Origin of the sequence: Litorilinea aerophila (genome assembly GCF_006569185.2) — a bacterium.
Classification (GTDB): domain Bacteria; phylum Chloroflexota; class Anaerolineae; order Caldilineales; family Caldilineaceae; genus Litorilinea; species Litorilinea aerophila.
The window spans coordinates 98,467-122,104 of the sequence record NZ_VIGC02000010.1; the positions used below are offsets into that span (position 1 = coordinate 98,467).

General features: G+C 62.6%; 16 protein-coding genes and 1 pseudogene. 8 read left to right on the top strand and 9 right to left on the bottom strand.

The features are described from left to right. Positions 1-478: 478 nt before the first annotated feature. Positions 479-3,970, bottom strand: a complete 3,492-nt coding sequence (locus FKZ61_RS09615; protein WP_141609894.1) for an ABC transporter substrate-binding protein — start codon at positions 3,968-3,970, stop codon at positions 479-481. A 217-nt stretch (positions 3,971-4,187) separates the two neighbouring features. On the opposite strand from FKZ61_RS09615, the gene FKZ61_RS09620 reads away from it, so the two are divergent. The 4 genes and pseudogenes from FKZ61_RS09620 to FKZ61_RS09635 all read left to right on the top strand — a co-directional run bounded on the left by FKZ61_RS09620 (position 4,188) and on the right by FKZ61_RS09635 (position 8,892). Next, complete coding sequence (locus FKZ61_RS09620; RefSeq protein ID WP_141609895.1) at positions 4,188-4,463, top strand: DUF4242 domain-containing protein; 276 nt, start codon at positions 4,188-4,190, stop codon at positions 4,461-4,463. A gap of 227 nt (positions 4,464-4,690) precedes the next feature. Beyond that, the gene (locus tag FKZ61_RS09625) at positions 4,691-6,820 is read left to right on the top strand and encodes an FG-GAP-like repeat-containing protein (RefSeq protein WP_141609896.1); all 2,130 of its coding nucleotides are present in this window, start codon (positions 4,691-4,693) and stop codon (positions 6,818-6,820) included. A 34-nt stretch (positions 6,821-6,854) separates the two neighbouring features. Beyond that, a complete protein-coding gene (locus tag FKZ61_RS09630; protein ID WP_141609897.1) occupies positions 6,855-7,355 on the top strand; it encodes an OsmC family protein in 501 nt (166 codons plus the stop codon). 632 nt (positions 7,356-7,987) lie between these two features. Continuing rightward, a pseudogene (locus tag FKZ61_RS09635) lies at positions 7,988-8,892 on the top strand (IS5 family transposase). A 74-nt stretch (positions 8,893-8,966) separates the two neighbouring features. Here FKZ61_RS09635 and FKZ61_RS09640 read toward each other — a convergent pair. The 3 genes from FKZ61_RS09640 to FKZ61_RS24460 all read right to left on the bottom strand — a co-directional run bounded on the left by FKZ61_RS09640 (position 8,967) and on the right by FKZ61_RS24460 (position 10,699). Further along, the gene (locus FKZ61_RS09640) at positions 8,967-9,998 is read right to left on the bottom strand and encodes a methyltransferase (protein WP_141609898.1); all 1,032 of its coding nucleotides are present in this window, start codon (positions 9,996-9,998) and stop codon (positions 8,967-8,969) included. Between the two features lie 169 nt (positions 9,999-10,167). Further along, a complete protein-coding gene (locus FKZ61_RS09645; protein WP_141609899.1) occupies positions 10,168-10,479 on the bottom strand; it encodes a DUF2442 domain-containing protein in 312 nt (103 codons plus the stop codon). Further along, positions 10,460-10,699 carry a DUF4160 domain-containing protein gene (locus tag FKZ61_RS24460; RefSeq protein WP_141609900.1) on the bottom strand — a complete coding sequence of 80 codons (240 nt, stop codon included), beginning with the start codon at positions 10,697-10,699 and terminating at the stop codon, positions 10,460-10,462. Before FKZ61_RS24460 ends, FKZ61_RS09645 begins: the two co-directional genes overlap by 20 nt. Before the next feature lie 443 nt (positions 10,700-11,142). Here FKZ61_RS24460 and FKZ61_RS09650 point away from each other — a divergent pair, with 443 nt between their 5' ends. After that, a complete protein-coding gene (locus FKZ61_RS09650) occupies positions 11,143-12,114 on the top strand; it encodes an integron integrase (protein ID WP_141609901.1) in 972 nt (323 codons plus the stop codon). 229 nt (positions 12,115-12,343) lie between these two features. On the opposite strand, the gene FKZ61_RS09655 is transcribed toward FKZ61_RS09650, so the two are convergent. From FKZ61_RS09655 to FKZ61_RS09675, 5 genes are all read right to left on the bottom strand, one after another. Continuing rightward, positions 12,344-13,336, bottom strand: coding sequence for a hydroxyacid dehydrogenase (locus FKZ61_RS09655; protein ID WP_141609902.1), 993 nt, complete (start codon positions 13,334-13,336; stop codon positions 12,344-12,346). Positions 13,337-13,350: 14 nt separating this feature from the next. Next, the gene (locus tag FKZ61_RS09660) at positions 13,351-14,838 is read right to left on the bottom strand and encodes a sulfatase family protein (RefSeq protein WP_141609903.1); all 1,488 of its coding nucleotides are present in this window, start codon (positions 14,836-14,838) and stop codon (positions 13,351-13,353) included. A gap of 195 nt (positions 14,839-15,033) precedes the next feature. Next, positions 15,034-16,569: a sulfatase family protein gene (locus tag FKZ61_RS09665; RefSeq protein ID WP_141609904.1), complete on the bottom strand. Its 1,536-nt coding sequence runs from the start codon at positions 16,567-16,569 to the stop codon at positions 15,034-15,036. Between the two features lie 74 nt (positions 16,570-16,643). Then, on the bottom strand, positions 16,644-17,783 hold the full coding sequence (locus tag FKZ61_RS09670; protein ID WP_268251941.1) for a LysM peptidoglycan-binding domain-containing protein: 1,140 nt from the start codon (positions 17,781-17,783) through the stop codon (positions 16,644-16,646). Positions 17,784-17,924: 141 nt separating this feature from the next. Beyond that, positions 17,925-18,479, bottom strand: coding sequence for a c-type cytochrome (locus FKZ61_RS09675; protein WP_141609906.1), 555 nt, complete (start codon positions 18,477-18,479; stop codon positions 17,925-17,927). Positions 18,480-18,831: 352 nt separating this feature from the next. On the opposite strand from FKZ61_RS09675, the gene FKZ61_RS09680 reads away from it, so the two are divergent. The 3 genes from FKZ61_RS09680 to FKZ61_RS09690 all read left to right on the top strand — a co-directional run bounded on the left by FKZ61_RS09680 (position 18,832) and on the right by FKZ61_RS09690 (position 23,291). Next, complete coding sequence (locus FKZ61_RS09680; RefSeq protein ID WP_141609907.1) at positions 18,832-20,076, top strand: MFS transporter; 1,245 nt, start codon at positions 18,832-18,834, stop codon at positions 20,074-20,076. Positions 20,077-20,442: 366 nt separating this feature from the next. Then, positions 20,443-22,173, top strand: coding sequence for an ABC transporter substrate-binding protein (locus FKZ61_RS09685; RefSeq protein WP_170199516.1), 1,731 nt, complete (start codon positions 20,443-20,445; stop codon positions 22,171-22,173). Between the two features lie 296 nt (positions 22,174-22,469). Beyond that, a complete protein-coding gene (locus tag FKZ61_RS09690; protein ID WP_141609909.1) occupies positions 22,470-23,291 on the top strand; it encodes a sugar phosphate isomerase/epimerase family protein in 822 nt (273 codons plus the stop codon). Positions 23,292-23,638 lie beyond the last annotated feature (347 nt).

The following is a 23,638-nucleotide window of genomic DNA, read 5'->3' on the forward strand; positions in this document are numbered from 1 at the left end:
TAAGCGAAGACACCCACAATCACCAGAATGATTGTGGCCCAAACCACTTTCAATAAAAACGAAGATTAGCAATTCGCGTGCATTGATTTGTTAGATTGCGACGGTGGTTTGCAAAGACACTTATTTTTAGGTGGTCTCCCTATTTTGTGTTGATGGCCTCGGGAGCCACAACGGTCATCAGTAGCTCTTTAACAGTCCAAATGTGTTCGGTCAAACCAGCGACCATGGCTGGCGAGCGAGGCTGCCACCGGCGTTGCTCGCCGTCCACCTCGATACGCAATGTTTTGACAGGACGAGTCAGGTTGTAGACCCAATCTTCCCAAGCACAGGAAGCCTCGCCTATTTTTACAAGACCTTTATAGACTTGGCTTGGTTAAACAGATAATTTCAAAGGCGAAGACCTCGCCTCCGGGTGGAGTATGGCTTTGATTAATGATAGTCACCCTTACCCGCCCGGTGGTTGTGGATGCTAAGACGGTCAATGGGGTTCAATGACAATATCTCGCCAAAACTGCCCTTTCATGGTTGATAACTGGTAGCTTTTGACCCACGGCTTCAACAACACGTGTACCCGGCCGTAGGCCAGCGGGATGATGGGGGCATCCTGAGCCAGGATGCGCTCGGCCTGGGTGTAAAGCTGGATGCGTTCTGCCTGACCGGTCACCCGACGGGCCGTTTCAATCAGGTTCTTGTAAGTTTCATTATTCCAGTTGGGGGTATCCAGGCCCACGCTTACCCGCAGAAAGCAATCGGGGTCGGGGTAATCGGCCACCCACAGGCCAAGGGCTAAATCGGGCGGCGACTGTTCGTACCGTTCAAAGAGGGCGGGGAGCGACACCGTTTTCCAGGGGATTTCAATGCCCAACACCTCACGCCAGGCGTGTTGGCAATACCGGGCCAGCGGCTCGTGATCGGGCCGGTTCAGCGCTTCTAACGGGGGGAAATTGCGGCCTGCCGGATAGCCGGCTTCGGCCAGCAGTTGGCGCGCCCGCGCCGGGTCATAAGGCAAGCCAACTTCAGGGGCATAGCCCGGCATCTCCGGCGGAACAAAGCCGCCGTGGGCCGGGTACACGTAGCCCCTCATCGCCACATTAGCCAACTCCTCCTTGTCCAGGGCCAAGGTCAGGGCTTGCCGAACACGCGCATCATTTAATGGCGGGCGCGTTATTTGGATGAACCAAACATAGTTGGTGAGCAATTGCGGGCCGGACAGATAATCTGCGGCGTACCACTGCCGGGCGCTATCCATATCCGCAGGCGGCAACAGGTGCAGGTGGAGCAGGTCGAGCGCGCCAGCCTGATATTGTTGGAGCAAATTGGCGGGGCCGGTATTCAGGCTTATTTCCAATTGCGCCACATTGCCCCGCCAGGGGTGGTGATAGGTTGGGTTGCGCCGCAGGGTGATTGATTCTTCGGGCCGCCATGCCGCCAGGCTGAACGGCCCATTCGTGACAAGATGGCCCGCTTCGGCCCAGGCCTCGCCATATTGCTCAACCTGGTGACGCGGGATGGGAAAGGTGGTGGGGAAGGCCAACAGGTGCGGGAAGTAGTTGGTTGGGCCTTCCAACTCCACCATCAGGGTCAAGTCGTCAATCGCCCGCACCGCTACCAAATTGGAATCGGCACTCTCCCCCTGCCGAAAGGCGCTGCCCCCTTTAATATCATCTAACAATGCCCCGGCAAAAGAAGCCCACCCGGCCGGGTCAAGCGCCCGCCGCCAGGCATATTCAAAATCCCCGGCTGTCACCGGCACGCCATCGCTCCAGAACACATCATTCCGCAGATGAAAAACATAGGTGTGGCCGCCATCTGAAACCTCCCAACGATGAGCCACATCCGGGGCCACATCCAACTCCGAATTGAGGGTCAGCAGGCCGCTGAATAGTTGGTGGGCCAGGCCCACTGACCAGATGCTGCGCGGGCGGGTGGGGTCAAGTGTGCCCGGATCGCGCCAGTTGGTCCGCAGGGCGTGAGGGGCCGGCGGCAGGTGAGGGTCAGGGCCGGGGCGGGCCTCGCGTATCTGCTGCCAGAGGGTAAACCCCTCGGCATAAGCCTGATGCGCTTGCTTAAAGTCAAAATTAAGGTGATGCGCCAGCCCCAGCTTCATCAGCGTGCGGGCGGCCTGTTCGTGTTGACCGGCCTTGCGCATAAAACTCAACGCTTGTTGGTAGTGCTCAATCGCTTCCTCGTGAGCGTACAACGCCCGAGCACGGTTGCCGGCTTGCAGCAGATAGTGAATGGCTTTTTCGATTTCGCCGGCTGTGGCAAAGTGATGCGCTAACAGTAACGTGACCGCCTCAAGGCCTTCCGCACAAAGGGATTCCAAGGCCCGGCCAATCTCGCTATGCAACAGCCGCCGTTCGCCCGGACTGAGGCGATTGTAGAGATATTGCTGAAACAGGATATGGCCGAACCGGAAACGTGACAGGCGTTGTTGACCAATAATCAGTTCGCCGTGCTCGCGCACCAACCGATGGCGCTGCTGCAAGTCTCGCGATATCTGATGCAATATCTGTCTCTCGTCGGTTTTTTGCACACGGGCCAGAACTTGAGCGCAAAATACTTCCCCTTCCACACTGGCGATGGTCAAGATGTTGCGCAGGGTCTCATCCAGGCGGGCTAACCGCTGCTCTATGATCGCCTCTACCCGCACCGGCAAGGCAGACCAGTTCAGCGTCTCTGCTTTCAGCACCCAATGGCCGGCCTCGTCCCGAATCAGGTCGCCCCGGTCTTGCATTTCCCGGACTAACTCAATAGTGAAAAGCGGATGGCCTTTGGTTTGCCAAAAGAGCGCGGTTCGGAAAGAGTCCGGCAGGCGGTTGGAATCTCTATCCAGGAGCGCGTCTACCAGTTTGCGGCCCCGGGCCGGTTCAAATCTATCCAAATCTATTTGGATGTTGCCAAAATAACGCCGCAACTCGTGGATAACGGCCTCTAGCGGATGCTGCTGCCGAGGTTCAGGTTGCAGGGCCGGCTGGCCCAAAGCAACTTCGCTGGGGCGATACGCGCCCGCAATGAGAATGCGGCTGCCGGATAACCGCCGGCCCAAATGGAAGAGCAGGTTGATTGAGGTGACATCGGCCCACTGCAAATCATCCAGCAGTATCAGCAGGGGCTGCTTGCGGGCCACGGCCTGTAACGCTTTGGTAATCTGGTCGAAAAGGTGGCGTTGCTCCAAAAGGCCCGGCTGCCTCTGGCCGGATGGGGGTTGGCCTTTAAACCGTTCAGACAGGATGTGAGCCGGAACAAAGAGGTCAACCAAATTCGGGCCGACCTCAAACAGCGTTTGGATGGTGGCGGGCGCCGAGGCCCACAACCGGCGCGCCTGTTCGCGGTCAATAATTCCGGCGGCCCAGCGCGTTTCCACATCCCCGCTGAGCATCTCTATCACATCACGAAAAGGCAAAAAAGGGTCGCCGCCAATACCGGCATAGGCGTTGCAGTAACCACAGGCCACAATCAACTCCGGCTGAGCCGCCTGCGCCCGGCGGGCGAATTCGGCTAACAGCGCGGTCTTGCCCCGGCCGGCCTCGCCGGTTACAAAAACAAGGCGGCCCTCTCCGGCCAACGCCGCCGTAAAATGGCCGGTTAAACGTTCCAGCTCATTTTCGCGCCCCACAAAGCGACCCCATTCGCCGCCAGCCCGTTCCGGGGCTGTGGCCTCAAAAAAGGCCGGCACTGAAGGGGGGGCCGTATCACCCGCTTCGACAGGCCGGGCCGGCAGGGGCAGCGCATCCACCGGCTGTTGGCCCAGGCCGCACTGAATGAACGTTTCGCGTTCGTCCGGTGGGATAGCCAGACAATCGGCCAGACGATGGGCCATCTGGCGTGAGGGTCGGCGCTCATCCCGTTCAATTTTTCTGATGGTGACCGGGGCGCAGCCAACTTGCCGGGCCAGGTTGACCTGGGTTAAGTCCAGCGCCTTGCGCTGCCGCCGGACCCAATAACCAAATGAAACGGTGTTTTCCATATCACGTTCGTTACAGTATCAGTAGAGCCAATTTTTGGAGCAGAACGGGCTCCCACGCCTGTGAATCGGCGGCGTGGGAGCCGCCTCCGCTGTAAATTTGGATATACTGAGTATCACTTTTGTATCACAAATAGCTACCCACGAAGCGGTGGATTGTGCTTTAATGAGCTTAGGTCAATGAATTTTACAAATTTCACTATAAGAAAGGAGATTAGCCATGCCAAAGTTTATCATTGAACGAAGCATCCCTCAAGCCGGCCAATTATCGAGCCAGGAGTTGCAGGCCATTTCACAAAGTAGCAACAATGTCCTCAAAGAGATGGGCAAACCGTACACTTGGGTGCAGAGTTTCGTGGCCGGCGACAAGATTTACTGCATCCATATTGCGCCCGATGAAGAAACGGTGCGGGAGCACGCCCGGCTGGGTGGTTTTCCGGTCGACAGCGTGGCCGAGGTCAAAGCGGTGATTGATCCGGCCACCGGCGGCCAGTAATCACCGGTTGCTCAGTGACCCTCTTTCACCATTCGGTCATTTAGATAGTATTTTGAGTTGCCGATTTCTGCCGGAGGAGATGGACTCAGCCTGCGGCACGGCAACGGGCGTTGGTAAGCCAACGACAATGAAAACCTGGAGATTGGAGACTGGAGATTAGGAGATTAGGAGATTGGGCTAATCTCCTAATCTCCTAATCTTCCAATCGCTATTTTCAGGGGAGATAAATGACAACGCAGAGATTGCCTGTTTTGATTCGCCTGACCGCGACGCTGGTGATTTTATGCGGGGTGTTGGGCGCCGGAATGTTGCCCCTCAAGGCAGGGCCGCCCCCATCCCCGCAAGGGCAAAGCGGAACGGTTCACTTCACCGACAGCGGCCAGGCGTTAGGCGGCAACGCCTACAGCTATGATGTCGCCTTAGGCGATTTGGACGGCGACGGCGACCTGGACGCCTTTGTGGCCAATACCTGGGACGGCGTTTCAAGCCGAACCAACATCATCTGGGTCAACCAGGGCGGCGCGCAGGGCGGCGTCCCCGGGGTGTTTGCCGACAGCGGCCAGAACTTGGGCGCTGAGTCGGGGGTGGCTGTGGCCCTGGGCGATGTGGATGGCGATGCTGATTTGGATGCCTTTGTGCTCAACGACGGCCTGCCGGCCAAAATCTGGCTCAATTCGGGCGGCCTCTTTACCGATAGCGGCCAAAGCCTGGTCGTTGATTTGGGGTTGGCCGTGGCCCTGGGCGATTTGGACGGCGACAGCGACCTTGACGCCTTTGTGGTTGGCAACGTGGGCCGGGCCGATACGGTCTGGCTGAACCAGGGCGGGGATCAGGGCGGCGCGCCTGGCGTCTTTGTGGACAGCGGCCAGACGCTTGGCCCGGGTGGCAACACCGCCGTTTCGCTGGGGGATGTTGATAATGATGGCGATCTGGACGCCCTGGTTGGCGATTTTGGCGGCAGTACCCTGTGGCTCAATCAAGGGGGGCTACAGGGGGGGGCCGCCGGTGTTTTTGCCCAAGGGACCACCCTGGGCAGCGCCAATAGCCTTGCTGTCGTCCTGGCTGATTTGGATGGCGACGCCGCCCTCGACGCCTTCCTGGCCAACGACGGGCCTGATCAGGTCTGGCTGCAACAGGGCGGCGTGTTGGCCAACAGCGGCCAATCGTTGGGCAACGCTGCCAGCCGCGGGGTGGCCCTGGCCGATTTGGATGGCGACGCCGATTTGGACGCCTTTGTCAGCGTCACCGGGCCGAACCTGGTGTGGCTGAACCAGGGGGGAGTATTCTCATCCAGTGGCCTGGCTTTGGGTAGCGCCGCCAGCGAAGCTGTGGCCCTGGGCGATTTGGACGGCGACGGCGCCATTGACGCCTTTGTAGCCAATTGGGGCGCACCCAACAAGGTCTGGCTGAACCAGACTGCGCCCCCTGACCCGCAGGCCGATCTGATGGTGCAGGCCTCCGGCCCGGTGGCCATAAACATTGCTGGTACTAACCTGGTTGATCATAAAGCCACTGTCACCAACCTGGGGCCGGTTACCGCCACCAATGTATCGCTAACACTAGACACAAGCCGCATCCACGAAATATCCTCTATAAACGATGCTTTTGGACGCTGCTTTCCCCCAAACGACGGAGAAATCTGTTCGTATCCGTTCTTTGGTAGCGGCGTTAACCATAGTGTAAATATTGAGTATTCTGTTGTCGCGATGAATAATTCGGTGGACATCTACCGGGGTGGGGTTACCAGCCAATTTAGCGTCAACAGCGACACCACCGACCCAAACCCAGGCAATAATTGGGCTCAGGTGGGGACCGATATCTACGATTGCGATATGGCAGCCTGTTGGCTGGAAGAGTTCTTTTGTGTACTCTCTTTCCCTGCATCCTCAATGCGCAGCGATTCGTCAGGTCTCATCAGCCAGGCCATAGCGGCCACTCAGGTGGCCTTTGATCTGCCGCTTTATTACCGGGTGCGGGATGAAATTTTGGCCGGCAGCCCCAACGGCCAGCACTACACCGATCTCTACTACACCCACAACGCCGAAATCACCACCCTGGTCCTCAGCAATACAACGGTGATGTCGCAAGCCCTGCAAACAATCCAGATTTGGGAGCCGAACCTGCGGGCGCTGGTTGAGGGTCAGGGCGACAGCGCCACCATCACCGCGGCCCAAATTCAGGCAATGGACGATTTTTTGCAAACCATGTCTGCGTTGGGCAGTCCCGCCCTGCAAGCCGCCATCACCGAAGAACGGGCCAAACTACCGGCGTTGAACACTTTTGTCGGCATGAGTATGGCTCAGGCCCGCAGCAGTGTGGTCGGATATGGGGTATATCTGCCGGTTATCCTCAAATGAGACATAAAGTCAGAAATAAAGGGAACAGAGACCCATGAAAGCCGAAGATTTGCGTTTACTACAAAAACCGCTCAAAAAGCGCTATCAGGAACAGCCCGAAGCTGCCCTGATTACCCTTAAAGCGCAAGGCCAACTTGGTGAAGGGATTGCTTGTAAGGTGGAAACCGGAAAAGCCCTGGTGGAAGCAGGGTTGCACCCCGCCACAGGCGGCGATGGGTTCCTGGCATGCTCAGGAGATATGCTTCTTGAAGCATTGGTTGCCTGCGCAGGCGTAACGCTATGTGCCGTCGCCACTGCCATTGGGGTAGAGGTACACGGCGGCGTTGTCAAGGCAGAAGGGGATTTAGATTTTCGGGGCACGCTCGGCGTGTCTAAAGAAGTCCCTGTTGGGTTTCAGAAAATTCGGCTGCAATTTGATTTAGATACAGAGGCCACTGCCGACGAGTTAGCTACTCTGCTCCGACTGACAGAACGGTATTGCGTTGTTTACCAAACGCTCCGCCACCCCGCCAGGATTGATGTTGCATTTTCCTAAAGCCCATCAACGGAAATCGAAGCAAGCTAATGGCGCGACGGGTCAGCCGTGCGAGACGGGGCGCGTAGCGCACCAGCCGAAGCATCGGCTGCATCCGCTTGTTCGGCCGCCGCGAGCGCAGCGAGCAAGGCCGACAAGCGGGCGAAGCCCGCCGCGCCATTCAGCCGAGCGCGCAGCGGTCGGCTGAACGCTGCGCCTCAGCTGCGCCCGAAAGCGGGAGCGTAGCGGACGCTGTAGGGCGTCAGCTGCAGGCGGTTGTTGGGCGCAGGAACGGGTGCCGAGGGCGTTGTTGCATAACCCTTCTTTGGCGCTATACTGTGCGGAATGTGTGCGCGTGGGCTGTGAAGGAGGGGATGGTGGGCCAACGAGTGCTGCCGGAACGCAAGTCGCGTGAGGCGATCATCGCCAGTTTGCTGGCCGACGGCATCCTGACCGACGACGACATCGCCGAACTGGTCGCACAAGCGGCTGTCGACCAAGCCCGAGCAATCATGCGTAAGCATCGCCAGCCAGCCGCCACCAAACGCCGCAAGCCGAGCACTCCTCCTCCCGCGCCGCCCGCTCCGCCTGCGCCACTCACACCGCCTCCGCCTCCTGCTCCGCCACCACCTGCTGCCAACAACCGCTATCGCATTCGCAACTGGAAAGCCTATAATCAAGCCCTCATCCAGCGCGGCAGCCTGACGATTTGGTTCGACCAAGACGCCCTTGCAGGCTGGACCAATGATCTGCCCAACGGTCTGCCAGGACGCGATATCACCTATTCCGACACCGCTATCCTGACTATGCTCACGCTCAAGGCGGTCTTTCATCTCCCCTTGCGCGCGACCCAAGGTCTGACTGCTTCGATCCTGCGTCTCCCCAGCTTGTGCTTCCCATTCCAGATTACAGCACGCTGTCGCGCCGCGGCAAGATGCTGCGCGTGCCTTTCCCCCTCGAACGACGTGACGCGCGTCACATCGTGATTGACTCGAGTGGGCTGAAAATCTACGGCGAAGGCGAATGGAAGGTGCGCCAGCATGGCTGGCGCAAGCGACGGACCTGGCGCAAAATCCATCTGGGCGTGGACGAAACGACCCAGGAGGTCGTGGCATGTGTAGTGACCGAGCGCGAGAAAGCCGATGGTGAAGCACTGCCGCAGCTCTTGGAGCAGATTATCGACCCACTGACACAGGTCAGCGCGGACGGCAGCTACGACACGGCGGATGTGTATCACGCCATCCTTGACCGGGCAGCCACGCCGGTCATTCCGCCTCGCGCGAACGCGGTCGTCAATACTGGGCCCGCGTGGGCTGCTCGCAACACCACGGTGGCACGGGTGGGCGAGATTGGACGACGTGCGTGGACGGTCGAGGCCGGCTATCATCGACGCAGTCTGGCTGAAACGGCGATGTTCCGTTTGAAACCGCTCTTTGGGGATCACCTGCGCAGCCGGACGACGGAGGGACAACGGACCGAAGGCGCGATCCGCTGCGCCGCACTCAACCGCATGACGCGGCTTGGCATGCCCGACAGTTACAAGGTTCTGGCTGCCTGAGCTACACGGAAACGGGAGCAGTGCGCTCTGTTTTTCCCCTCGTCTCAAGTTATGCAACAAAGCCGTGCCGAGTTTTAGACTGGTATGGCCTCCACGATACTTGCCCCAGCGGCTGTGGGGACCACACGCGCCAGGGCAAACCCCGCAGCGCGAAAGAGCGCCTCGTATTCGGTGGCTGTCCGTTCGCGTGCCCCCAACAGCACGAGCATGTGCAGGTCCAACCATTTGCCGAAGAATGGCTCCTCACCCGGCGGCAGCACGAGCTCGACCACCAGCAGCTTCCCGTGCGCGGGTATCGCCCGGCGACACTGCCGGAGAATCGCCACGCTCCGCTCGTCGTCCCAGTCGTGCAGGATTTGGGCGAGTACGTACGCGTCCCCACCGGAAGGGACCTCGACGAAGAAGTCCCCGCCGACGGTCGTGCAGCGCTCTGCCACCCCAGCCCCCGCCAGCTGCTCCCCAGCAGCGGCGACCACGTGGGGCTGGTCGAATAAGATCCCTCGTGCGGCAGGATGGCGCCGCAGAATGGCCGCGAGCAAGGTCCCGTAGCTGCCCCCCACGTCCACCACGGTCTTGAACGGCGAGAAGTCATACGCCTCCACCACCGCACCGACGAGTTGCGTGGTCCAGCCGGTCATCGCCTCATTGAACACGCGGTCGGACTCGGGATGTTGGGCGAGATACGTGAAGTAGCTGGTGCCGAACTGCCGCTCGAAGGCGGTCTCCCCGGTCTGTACGCTGTAGAGGATGTCACCCCAGGCACGGTACTGCTCCTCGGCGTACATGATGGCCAGCGCGCGCATGGAGTCGGGTGTCCCGGTCCGCAGTAGCGCCGCCAGCGGGGTGAGCGCGAAGGTGCCAGGAAGCGCTTCGGTGAAGACGCGAACGCTGGCGAGCGCCCGCAGCACGCGCCGGAGAGAGGAGGCGTCGGTCTGGGTCGCTGCGGCGAGTTCCTCGACCGGTCGCGGCCCGTCGGCAAGCAGGTCGGCCACGCCCAGCTTGGCAGCGACGTAGAGCGCCTGTGAGACCCAGTAGCCAGTCATCATCTGAAGCAGGGTCGCGGGTGGCGGGACGGGGTCCACACCGGTCGGGTCATTCTCAGACATACCCACCTCCTGAATGAGAAAGGAACTTGTGACGCCTAACGGTTGGTTTCAGCGGCAGCGGCGGGACGGGCAAGACCCCTTCGCCCAAAAACTACTCCGCTGGCTCGCGGCGCATACCCTCAACGGCAAAGCCGCTGTCCGCTGAAAACGGTGTTGGGCGGGGCTGCTCCTACGTAGAACCGGACTTCTTTCGGCTGGCTAGCCACTTTTGTAACGACTTCTGACTCTCACCTGACGGAATACCTGCCAACAAATGCGCCACACTGATGTCTTCATCCAATTCTGGCCAGTGAATGCCTTGTCCCCCCCCAATTAGGCGCCATTTCTTTCGTTCTTCCGCTGTGCCATGCAGTAACCGCGGATACCAGACTAACGGCACGACGATCGTCCGCCCATCATCGAGCGCAACGATCAATTCATCGTCTGTCACTTTCACGTCCTGGGCTTTTGCCAGCCGTAGTTCAATCGCTAAAGTGCTCATTCCACTGCTCCAAAATCATCGCTTGTCGCTCTTCCACCAGTTGTTGAATCCGCCGGGCTTCGTGGGGACGAAAACCGCCGCTGTCTTGCAATCGTACTGGGTTAAGCCAGAACTTGGCAATTTTCCCTTCCCTTTCCACATGAACATGAGGTGGCTCATTTCGATCACCGGAGTAGAAGAAGAAACGGTATGGACCTACATAGGCTATTGTAGGGGACATAGCAAGCCGATGGCTTTTCGAGGCATCAGAAAACTGCGTATTTGGTCAGCCAACAAAGTGACTTTTGTTAGTTTACCATCATCTTTGCTTGATTGCCTAGACACAGATGTGCCCCGCCCAATGGCGCGGCGGGTCAGCCGTGCGAGGCGGGGCGCGTAGCGCACCAGCCGAAGCATCGGCTGCACCCGCTTGTTCGGCCGCCGCGAGCGCAGCGAGCAAGGCCGACAAGCGGCGAAGCCGCCGCGCCGTCCAGCCGAGCGCGAAGCGGTCGGCTGGACTTATCATTATCGAGCAAATGACCGATGAATTCGCCCCGAAAGGATAATATCATACAAATCGGAGATTATGATCCGCCAAACGAACGATTGATCGGCGAATCGGCAAAATATGCACAGGCGTTGTCTGGAGCCTGCCATCATAACTTGCCAATCTGGAGGCACACCATGGCTGACAAACCGAAAAAGCTACTCGACCAGGTGCGGGACAAACTGCGCTTGAAAAACTACAGCTACGCCACCGAAAAGACCTATGTCGGTTGGATCCGGCGCTATATTCTCTTTCATCAGAAGCGCCATCCCGCAGACATGGGCAAGGCGGAAATCGAGGCCTTTCTCACCCACCTGGCGGTCGAGGGCAACGTCGCGCCTTCCACGCAGAATCAGGCGCTGCACGCGCTGCTCTTTCTCTATCGGGATGTACTGGAGCAGCCGATCATCGGCAATGTCGAGGCGCTGCGGGCGCGCGAACGACGGCGATTGCCGACGGTGCTGACCGTGGAAGAGACGCAGCGCGTGCTCAACCACCTGGAGGGCGTCTACCATCTGATCGGGTTGCTGCTCTACGGCAGTGGGCTGCGCCTGCAGGAGTGCCTGTCGCTGCGCGTCAAGGACATCGACTTTGCCCGGCGGGAGATCACGGTTCGTAGTGGCAAGGGCGACAAGGATCGGGTGACGATGTTGCCGGAAAAAGCGCTCCCTGAGCTGGAGGCGCATCTAGTGCAGGTACGCCTCCAGTATGAACGTGACCTGGCGCGCGGCTACGGCATGGCACCGCTGCCCGATGCCCTGGCGCGCAAATACCCGAATGCACCGCGCGAATGGGCCTGGCAATTTGTCTTTCCGTCCGCCTCCCTTTCTAGAAACCCGCGCCGCGACGATGGCGCCCTCTATCGCTTTCACCTACATGAAAGCCAGGTGCAGCGAGCTGTCCACAAAGCAGCGCGCCAGGCTGACATCAACAAGCCCGTCAGCCCCCACACCTTCCGCCACTGCTTCGCCACCCATCTGCTCGAGGCCGGCTACGACATCCGCACCGTGCAGGAGCTGCTCGGCCACAAAAACGTTAAGACCACTATGATCTATACCCACGTCCTCAACCGCGGCCCCCGTGCTGTGCGCAGCCCGCTTGATCGCTGAAACAAACAACAAGACGGTACCAAATATCGAATGTGGACGTAAAATCCGTCTGGAGCCGGATACGCTGGGTAGGTTGATGGATGCCTTTGGCCTTACCCCGCCGGAGCGACGGGAGTTTCTGCTTGCGGCCAGCGGGGTGGAGCAGGAGACAGCCGCCACGCTGAGTGCAGTCCCTTGTGCCCGGCCCAGACGACCAATCTCCTGCGTTTTGTTTCCCCGATGGCCTGCTTCAGGACCGCAGGGTAGGGCTCTCCAGCACGGCCGGGTTCACCACGTCCGGCGCGCGTCCATCCCGGAAGAAGGCGATGACCCGCTCCACGGCCATGGTCTCGATGCGGGTGCGCCCTTCCACCGTCAGGGAGGCGCTGTGGGGGGTGGCCACGATGAGGGGGTGATTGCGCAGGGGCGAATCCACGGGCGGCGGCTCCGGGTCGAAGACGTCCAGCCCGGCGCCGGCCAGCTTGCCGCTCTCCAGGGCTTCTAGCAGCGCGTCGGGATCCACCAGCGGCCCCCGGGCCAGGTTGAGGAGGAAGGCGCCGTCCTTCATGCGGGCCAGCCGCTCCCGGTTGATGAGGCGGTAGGTCTCCGGCGTGGCGGGCACGTGCAGGCTCAGGAAGTCCGCCTCGGCCAGGACCGTCTCCAGGTCGGCCAGGGTGACCCCCAGCGCCGCGGCCTGCTCCGGCGTGACGAAGGGATCGGTGGCCAGCACCCGCATGTCGAAGCCGTGGCGGCAGATCTGGGCCACCCGGCGGCCGATGCGGCCCAGGCCCACCAGCCCCAGGGTCTTGCCCTGCACCTCCACCCCGATCAGGGGGCCGCTGCGGGGGCCGAACTTGCCCGCGGCCAGGTTGTCGTTGCCCTGCTTGATGCGCTTGGCCAGGTTCAGGAGCATGGCCACCGTGTGCTCCGCGGTGGACTCGGTGGGGCCGTCGGGGGTGTTGCAGACCACGATGCCGCAGACGGTGGCGTCGTCCAGGTTGATGTTGTCCACGCCGATGCCCGTGCGGGTGATGATGCGCAGGTTGGGGAGCTGTTCGAAGACGGCCCGGTCGTAGCGCAGGCCCGAGGAGGCCAGGATGGCCTGGGCCGGCCCGGCGTTGGCAAAGGGAGAGGCCGGGGGCTCCGCTGGAAAGAGCACGGCCACGTGGTCGGGCAAGAGCTTCAGCGCGTCGGAATAGGGGGGCACTTCCACCCAGAGATGAGTCAGGTCGGTGATGGGCATGGTTTCTTCCCTTTCTACTCCAGGCCGCTGGTGAAGGGGCGGCCGCCGAACTGTTCCAGCCGGTCGGCGTGGTGGCCCCGGCCCGTGGCCCGCAGCCGGGCCAGGTATTGGTGCCAGTCTTTGCTGTGTTCATTGGCGTGCAACGGGCCGCCCTCCCGGATGATGCCCCAGAAGGGGTCGCCCCGCTGGGCCCGGTACATCTGCTCCGCCACCCAGCGGTCCATGCGTTCCAGGCCGGCGCCCAGGACATCCGGCCGCTGCCCGGCCAGGTTGGTGGTCTCGTGGGGATCGGCCGCCAGGTCGAAGAGCATGTACTCGGGGAAGGCCTTCATGCCGGTGTGGTAGGTGCGGATCAGGAGCCAGTTCTCCCAGCGGACGCTCCGCTGGCAGCTCCAGGCGCCCTGGCTGATGACCAGGAAGTCCCGGCCCGTCTCCTGGGGGCCGCGCAAGTCCGGCGCGAAGCTGCGGCCGTCCCACGAAGCGGGCTGCTCGCCCCCCACCAGCTCCAGGATGGTGGCCGGCAGGTCCAGGTGGTAGTGGAGGCCCCGGCGCACCTGGCCGGCCACGGCGTCGGTGACGCCCGGCCAGCGGACGATCAGGGGCAGGCGGTTGGTGCACTGGTCGGCCGTCTGGTGGTCGCCCCAGACGTTCAGCTCTCCCTGGTTCTCCCCGTGGTCCGCGCTGATGATGATGGCCGTCTCCTCGTAGATGCCCAGGTCCTTCAGGTCCTGGATCAGCTTGCCCACGAAGTGATCGGCGTAGTGGATGCCCGTGTCGTAGCCGTCCAGGTGGGCCTTGGCGTCGTCCAATGTGCGGATGCGGCCCCGGCCCATGCGCCAGACGGGGGGCAGCTGGTCGGTGTAGCCCGGCACCTCGGTGGCGCTGTGGGGGCCGAAGCTTTCGTTCTGGGCGTCGATGAGCTCCTGGGTGATCCACTCCTCGATGGGCTCGTCGGCAAAGGGGTTGCCGTACGCCTCGGGGTGGTCGTAGGGGGTGTGGGGATCCCAGAAGTTCACATGGAGGAACCAGTTGTCGGCCTGGCCGTTGGCCTGGAGCCAGCGGCGGGCTGGTGGGTACATTTCGTCCGCGTTTTCCAGGCCGCCCTTGCCGGTGTCATAGGTCTCGGTGAAGCCGAACCAGACCTGGTAGGCTGTGTGGCGGAAGGGGAAGGGGCTGATGCTGGCGGTGTGGTAGCCGGCCCGGCGCAGCGTGGCCGCAAAGCTCTCCATGGCCATGCGGCTGCGGAAGCCCCGGCCCGGGCCCTCCAGGGGCAGGTCGGCGTATTCGCCGCCGTGGTTGACCACGCCAGTGCGGATGCCGAAGTGGCCCGTGAAGAAGGCCGTCCGGCTGGGCAGGCAGGGCGAGTCGGTGGCGTAGAAGTTTTCAAAGCGGACGCCCTCCGCGGCGATGGCGTCGATGTTGGGGGAAGTCCGCCGGTGGTAGCCGTAGCAGGATAGGTGGTCCGGCCGCAGGGAATCGATGTCGATGTAGAGGATACGCATGGGCCTTTTCCTTTCTTGGTCTGTGAAATAGCTCTACTGCAGAAACCACAGATGTCGCAGATGGGCACAGATTCAGTGGCGTGAGCATCCACGGATGCGACGCCGTCCTGTCTGGCCCGGCATCTGAGAATGCCGGCTCCGCGTCGAAGCTCTGAACGACAGGGATTTGTTTTCAGCGCTACTCTGTGGAGCCGCTCACGCGCCGGCGATGCGGGGCATGCGGGTGGGCTCCCGCTGGATCTCCGCCTGCACAAATTTCAGCAGCAGCTCGGCCTTCACGTCGGCGTAGTCCGGGTCATCCCACCGGTTGTGCAGCTCGCCCGGGTCCGTTTCCAGGTCGAAGAGCTCGCCGTAGTCGGCGTTGCGGTAGACGGTGATCTTGTAGCGGTCCGTCACCAGGGTGCGCAGGTGGACGGTGGTGGGGTTGTGGCGATTCTCCACCAGCGCGTGGTCCCGGGCTGTGGCCTGCTTGCCCTGCCAGACGGGCAGCTGGTTGACCCCCTGCATGAAGCCCGGGGCTTCGATGCCCGCGGCGGCCAGGAAGGTCTGGGGAAAGTCCACCAGGCTCTGGATGGCGTCCGAAACCTGGCCGGCGGGGATCTGTCCGGGCTGGCGCACGATCATGGGCACCCGCAGCAGGTCTTCGTAGTGGAAGGCGCCCTTGGCGATGAGGCCGTGCTGGCCCAAGAAGTGGCCGTGGTCTGTGGTGAAGACCACCAGGGTGTTCTCGGCCAGGCCGCTCTGATCCAGGTACTCCAGGATGCGGCCGATCTCCTGGTCGATGAGGCTGATCATGCCGTAGTAGGCGGCCATGCTGCGCTGCAGCTCTTCTTCGGTGTGCAGGTGGGAGTGGAAGCCGTGGAGCCCCTGGCCGCCTGGCTCCTGGTAGTCCGAAAAGTCCGGGGCTGCCTCTCGGGTGCGGGCGAAGTGGGGTGGCATGCGGTCAAATTCCCCCTCCACGTAGCGACCCGGCTTCATCTCGGCCGGGTCGTACATGCTGGCCCATGGTTCCGGCACCACGTAGGGCGGGTGGGGGTCGAAGAAGCTGGCCCAGAGGTAGAAGGGCTTGCCGGCCTGGCGGCAGCGTTCCATGTGGGCGATGGTGCGTTCGCCCACCCAGTGGCTGTGGTGGAACTCTTCCGGCAGATCCCAGGTGAGGCTGTCCCGCATGTAGTAGGGGCCGCTGTACTTGTCGTTGGGATCCCGGGGCCACTTCTGGAAATAATCCTGCCAGTTGGTGAGCCCCTTCTCCTCCATCCAGATGGCGTAGTGCTGGCCCGCGTGGGACTCGTTGGCGTGCATGCGGGCGGTTTCCACGTGGTTGAAACCGTACCACGGCCCGTGGAAGTTCCGCCAGAAGTCCAGGTCCCGCAGGAGGGGCTGGCATTCGATGGATTCGCTGCCCGGTGCGGAAGCCAGGGGTTGGAAGTGGGCCTTGCCGATGAGGATGGACTCGTAGCCGTGTTGCTGGAAGAGGTCGCCCACGGTGGGCACATCCTCGGGCAGTTTGACGCCGATGGCCCAGCAGCCGTGCCAGGCCGGGTACATGCCGGTGACCAGGGTGGCCCGGGTGGGGGAGCAGGTGGGGTTGGGACAGTAGGCCCGGGTGAAGCGGGTACCCTCCCGGGCCAGCCGATCCAGGGCCGGTGTCCGAATGGCCGGGTTCACCGTGCCCAACGTGCTGTAGTGCTGCTGGTCGGTGGTGATGAAAAGGATATTCGGCTGTGACACAAGGGGCGCCTTTCCGGTGAATCGCTGTTTGTATGGAAAGCAAACGCTGTCGCCGGGCACCGGGCCGGGCCGTCTCAGCGCCAGGTGAAGTTGCGCACTTCGCTGGGTGGGCTGGCCGCTTCCAGGGCCAGCTGTTCGCCATTGCCAGGCTTCACCCGCACCACAGAGACCTGCCAGGCGTAGCTGGCCTCTTGACCCGCGGGCGGGGCCAGCTCGATGCCCAGGCGGTAGCTGGTGGCTTTGGTCCAGATGCTGGGAATGGTCTGGGCCGCGCCGCCCGATGGGTAGATGAGCAGGACATACCACTCGTTGGGCGCCAGCAGGTCCACGCTGATCCAGCGCAGGAGGACGCTCTCGTTGCGGGGGAGCACGGCTCCGTCCGGAGGACCCAGCAGGCGCGGCTCGATGTAGATGGTATCCACGATGGCCGGCGTGAGGGTGTTGCCGCCATTGGGGCTGCCCCCGTCGGCGGACGCGGTGGGGGTGGCCGGGGAGCTGGCCAGCACTTCGGGCGGCAACTGGGGCACCGGCACGATGAGGACATCGCCGGGACGGATCACGTCGTTGGCAGCCAGGTTGTTGGCGGCCAGGATGTCCTGCACGGTGCTGCCAAACTGGTTGGCAATGGAAATAATGGTGTCGCCAGCCTGGACGGTGTATTCAAAGCGGGAGGCCACCGTGTTGGAGGAGGCGGTGCCTTCCGTGCGGGTGACCGGGATGATCAGCTCGTCGTCGGCCCGAATCAGTTCGCTGGTCAGCCCATTGGCTGCCTGGATCTCCTCCACGGTGACGCCGTAGAAGGTGGCAATGGAAAGCAGGGTTTCGCCGGGGCGCACCCGGTGGCGCACGGTGGTGGTCGTGGTGACGCCGGCTGCGGTGGGCACAGGCGTGGCCGTAGGGGGGGCCTCCGCCGAGGCGGTGGGGGTGGGCGTGTCGGTCATCAGGGGGATGTTGGTGGGCAAAATGGCCAGGCCCTGCTCCCCGCTCCCCTGTTCCGCCTGGGGCTGGCTGGCGATTTGCCACCAGAAGGCCAGCACCGCCAGGACCGCCAGCACCAAAAGCGTGTCCACCCATGAGACCCGCTGCCGCCGGCGGGGCCGGATGCGCAGGTCATGGCCACACATGAAACAGCTTTCTGCATCGCGGGCGACCCGGGTGCCACAGTTGGGGCAACGCCGTTCAGCAACCGCTGGGGATATCTGTTCTCGAGCCATTGCTGGCAATTATAGCACTGATGGGGCCTGGTCGTGAAAGCGGGTGAACGGGTGGATGAAAACAGGAAAGCGGTGTGCAGGAGGGGCTATCCTGCACACCGCCCGGTTCACCCAATGCTGGCTGGCCTGGGAGGCCGTTGCTCAGGGCTGGCCGTGCTGTTCCAACATGTAGGCGATCAGGTCGGCGATCTCCTGCTCACTCAGGGTATCCCCAAAATTTTGGGGCATGATGTTGGCAGGGTAGCCCGGCACCACAAAGGAATTGGGGTCCACGATGCTCTCGTAGAGATAGAGGGCCGGGCTCATGCCGGGCACCCGCTCGGTGGCCGTATCGCCGATGTTGTGCCAGGTCGGACCGGTCATCTGCTGGGCCGGATCCAGAGAATGGCAACCCACACAGCCGTACTGCAGGGCCAGGTCCGCGCCGTGGCTGGGGTCGGCGTTGGCCAGGGCGTCGGCAATGGCCGGCGGCAGCCCCGCGGTAATCTCTTCTGGCGAAAGGTCGGCCAGGCGTTTGGGCTCCGGCGTGGGCTGAATGACCACTTCTGAGCCTGCCTCCGCTGCGGCCAGTTTCTCGCCCAGATCAGGCGAAATGATTTCGGCGTTGGCATTCGGCGTGCAGCTGGCAACGGCCAGGCTCAAGAGGGCGAGGATGATCAAAAGCGCGATCTTGGGCGTGCGCAGCAGAGACTCCATCCGTACCTCCAAACTCCCTGGGTTCGTTCATGGTCGTGTTTGTTTCAACGCTGGGCACAGTGTAACACAGGCCGGGGCATCTCCCCAATTTCCCCCTCTGTCTGCGGAATAATTCACAAAATGACTTTGCCCCGCAACCACAGATTTTACAGATGAACCTGGATGCCGCCCTGCGCGAGGGTTGCCCTGGGCGGAGGGAGCATCCTCCTCGGTCTTTGTCGGGATATTTCCGCCAGGCTATGTCAGTGCGACCTATCGGCGGGCCTGTGATACAATGGGCCCATTGAGCTGGCTGATCAACCCTGTGATCCTGATGATCAATAAACATTCCTGAAGCGCCCCTGTGCCTGCCATGAACGCCTACGTCGCCCTCTTGCGCCACAACACCAACTATCGCTTTCTCTGGCTGGCCCGGGTGATTAGCAACCTGGGCGATTGGTTCAATCTGCTGGCCTCGGCCGCCCTGATTACGGCCCTCAGCGATGCAGGAACCGCCATCAGCTACCTGTTCCTGGCCCGTTTCCTGCCCGTCTTTTTCATGAGCCCGGTGGCCGGTGTGTTGGCCGACCGCTACGATCGACGCCTGTTGATGATCCTGGCGGATCTGCTGCGGGCCGTCACCGTCCTGGGCTTCCTGTTCATCCGCAGCCCGGACCAGCTCTGGCTGCTCTACCTGTTGACCACGGTGCAGTTTGTGCTCAGCTCCCTCTACACGCCGGCCCATTCGGCCCTGTTGCCCAACATCGTGGCGCCGGACGAGCTGGTCACCGCCAACGCGCTGGACAGCTTCACCTGGAGCAGTATGCTGGCCATTGGTTCCCTGTTGGGTGGGCTGGCGGCCGCCTTTTTGGGCGTACAGGCCGCCTTCGTTTTGGACGCCCTGACCTTCCTGCTGTCGGCCTGGTTCGTGGCCAGGATGACGCGGATGCCTGTCTCCCGGGAGGTTGAAGCAGGCCGGGCTGGCTACCGGGATTTCTGGGATGGCCTGGGCTATCTGCGGGTACGGCCGTTCATCCTGGGGCTGAGCCTGGTCAAGGCGGCTGGCGCCCTGGTCTGGGGGGCGATCAATGTGTTGGAGCTGCCCCTGGCCCACGAGCTCTTTCCCCTGGCAGGGGATGGCGCGCTGACCCTGGGGCTCATCTACGCGGTGACAGGGATTGGCACAGGTGTGGGGCCCCTGGTGCTCCGGGCCTGGCTGGGCGATAGCCAACGGGCGGGGCTGTGGGCCATCAGCATGAGCTTCGGCCTGCTGACCCTGGGCGTCCTGGGCATTGGCCTGGCGCCTTCCCTGGGCTGGGTGCTGGGGGCTACCTTGCTGCGGGCTTTGGGCAGCGGAGCCTTGTGGGTCTTTTCCAGCGCCCTGTTACAATATCTGGTGGAAGATCGCTTCCGGGGGCGTGTCTTCGCCTTTGAATTCGCCGTCCTGACCCTGACCCAGTCCATCTCGACCCTGTGGGCCGGTTATGCCCAGGATCGCCTGGGGCTGTCGGTGCAGGCCGTCTTCCAGGTGATGGCCGGGTTGGCTGCGTTGCTGGGAGGTGGCTGGTTGCTCTTCCAGTGGCGGCGCGCCCCTCAGACCTCGGGCAGAAGCGCTTAGCCTGCGTCCGTCACCGTCGGTCCGGTCTCCTGGCCGGACGTGGATGCCCGGGGCCTGCGCTGCTGTCACGCAAGGATGCGTGACCTGCGTGTGATGTATCGTAGGTCCGGTCTCCTGGCCGGACGTGGATGCCTGGGGCCTGCGCCGCTGTCACGCAAGGATGCGTGACCTGCGCGTGATGTATCGTAGGTCCGGTCTCCTGGCCGGACAGGGGTGCCTGGGACCTGCACATGCCGACCCAAATGGGACCGCATCACATCGGAGGATGCTCCCTCCGCCAATGGCAATCGTCAAGGACTGAGTTTGTTCGGAATGAGTTTCGTCGGAAAAAGAGAGGTCGTGTCTGTGTTTTGTCTGCTGCATCGGATGCGTGCGAAAGTCGTCGGGCTGGTGAGTTTGGGGTGGGCACTCCTGTTGGCGGCAGGACTCCTGGTCGGTTGTGGCGACTTGGGCAATTCCTCACCCGCCAACGGCGCTTCCTCGGCCACATCGCCCGTGGTGGCGACGAATGGCGCCAATTCAAGCGCGGCCCCACCCGCCCCAACTGTCTCCGCCACGCTGTCCATCTCTCGCCTGCGGGTCACCCAACTACTCAGCGACACCCTGGTGGTGGCCATGAGCGAAGATGCCATCTCCCTGGATCCGGCCCGGGCCACCGGGCGCACAGCCGCCCTGATTCACAAGGCCACCTACCAGACCCTGGTCACGTGGTCCGGCAGTCCATCCGACCCGCCTACGCGCCTCCTGGCCGAATCCTGGGAAGTCTCCCCGGACGGCTTGACATACACCTTCCAGCTGGATGCCCGGGCCACCTTCGCCAGTGGCAATCCCGTCACGGGGGCGGATGTGGTCTTCTCCTTCAACCGCCTGCGGAATGGGGATGGAGTTCCCGCGGCCCTGGCGGCCAACCTGGCCGAGGTGACGACGCCAGACCCGGCCACCGTGGTGTTGACCCTGGCGGCACCTGATCCGGACTTCCTCTTTAAACTGGCCGCCGCCCCATTCAGCGTTTTGGATCGGGCCACCATCCTCGCCCAGGTGGGGGGCACGGTGGATGGCCAGGCCAGTCAGATTGCCGCCTGGCTGAACAGCCATTCCGCCGGCAGTGGTCCATACCAGCTGGAGCGGTGGACCCCCGGCATCGGCGCGGTGTTGGTGCGCAATGAGGCCTACTGGAGAGACTCTCCGGCCCTGTCCCGCGTCGTCATCCGGCATGTGCCCTATGCCGCGGCCCAGGCCCTCCAGCTGGCTGCCGGGGATGTGGATCTGGCCCTGGATCTGCGGGCGGATCAGGTGGAGCCCGTGCGCAACAACCCGGACGTCTCCATCCTCACCGGCGTGGGGCAGGGGACGCTCTTGCTGGCTGCCAGCACGGATCCAGAACTGGCCGGTCCCCTGGCAGATCCGGCGGTGGTCCGGGCCATGCGCCACGGCGTGGACTACGCCGGCATCCGGCAGCTGGTGGGGACGCGCTCCGTGCCCATGGTCTCCATCCTGCCCGTGGGCCATCCGGACGCCCTGGGGGTGGACCAGGCCCCCATCTACGATCCAGAGCTGGCCCGCAACATCCTGCTGGAGGCGGGCTACCAGGAGCCCATCAGCGCCACCCTGAGCTACCCCGACGTGACCCTGGCCGGCGTCCCTTTTGGAGCGGTGGCCCGCAAGGTGCAGAGCGATCTTAACACGGCGGGCTTTCGGCTGAGCCTTTCGCCCCAGCCGGTGCCGGCTGCCTTTTCGGCCTGGTACAGCGGCCAGGTCACTCTGGGGCTCTGGTACTGGCGGCCGGCCTACGGCGCCCCTTCGGCCTACCTGGCCTTCCTGCCCGGCGGCACCATGGCCCGCGCCCTGCACTGGACCGACGAGACGGCCGACGAAACCATTCTGACGATTCGAGATGGGCTCCTCCAGAGTACCGAGGGGGCAGCGCGACGGGAGGCATGGGCGTCGGCCCAGCGGTATCTGCTGGAGCAGGGGCCCTACGTGCCGCTGGTTCAGCCCGGCGTGCAGATCGGGCTCAACAGCCAGGTGCAGGGGATCCGCTATCACCCCCAGTGGTGGGTGGATGTGGCCGCGGCGGCCAAGCCCGGGCCCCAGTGAAGCCCGGCCCACCGTTTTGTCAACCCGAAGCCACTGCGAGAACGCCGTGGAATTTTGGGTTCATTTGTGACTCTACTGCAGAAAGGTCAAATTTGGACGCTGGCCCACGCAGATGAACGCTGATTTGGGTGATTCTCTCCTGCGTTTCTTTGCGCCCTTGCGTTCAAAAATGCCCTTTTGGCAGGGGAGCCATTCCATGTAAACCATGCCGTGAGCAGCACGCACTGGGCATTATCTTCATCTTCGTCCCCGTATTCGTCCCGGCCATCAGGGCCGCGACTGGAAAGGAGCTCCCCATGACCGCGCGTCTTTCGGTTTCCACCTGGAGCCTGCATCGGACATTGGGCCGGCCTACGCCCTACGGCCCGGGCGATGCAGGGCCCCGGCCCATTTTGTCCGATGGCCGTTCCCTGGCCCTGTTGGAATTGCCAGCTCGCCTGGCGGAATTCGGCATCCACACCCTGGAGATCTGCCACTTTCATCTGCCCAGCCTGGAGCCGGCCTATCTGGACCGGCTGCGTCAGGCGCTGGAAGCCGCTGAGATTGAGCTCTTCTCCCTGCTCATCGACGCCGGCGACCTGAGCGATCCCATCTGCCAGGAGCAACACATGGCCTGGATGGCCGGCTGGATCGATGTGGCGAGTCGGCTGGGGGCCCGCTGTGCCCGGGTGAGCGCTGGCAAGGCCGCCCCCAGCCCCGAAACCCTGGAGTTGAGCCGGCAGGCGTTGCAGCGGCTGGCCCTCTATGCCCGCTCTCGCCAGATCCGCCTCATGACCGAGAATTGGCATGCCCTGCTCTCCACCCCGACCGCCGTGCTCCATCTGTTGGAAGCCCTGGATGGGGAGCTCGGGCTCTGTCTGGATTTTGGCAACTGGCGCGGCGACCACAAGTACGCCGATCTGGCGGCCATTGCGCCCCGGGCAGAATCCTGTCACGCCAAATGCCACTTTTCCGGACCCGGGGAAATGGACCGGGAAGATTTCGTGCGCTGCCTGGACATCACCCGGGCCGCGGGTTTCCAGGGGCCATACACCCTCATCTACGATGGGCCGGACGATGACGAATGGGCCGGGCTGGAACAGGAGCGCGCTGTCGTCGCGCCGTATCTCACGGCCTGATGGAAAGCGACGGGGTCCGCGCCAAGGGCATCCATTCCCATAGGGGCGGGGCTTGCCCCGCCTGGTGACGCCAGGACCTGGGGATGCGTTCCCGGAGAGCCGGCCACCCATGGCGGGCCGGAGACCCGCCCTACGTTCCTGTTGCACCCAATCCGCGCGGAAGGCCGCCTGTCGTAGATGCGGTCTCTGGCCGCACGGTTTTGCCACACCCAGGCGGGTGAAGGCATGGCGACGGCCGCGCGGACCGGTAGGGGCAAATCATGATTCGTCCTTGCGACGGGGCACCCGTTCCCGAGGGGCGGGGCTTGCCCCGCCCGGTGATGTTATTTGAAAAAAGTAATAGAAGG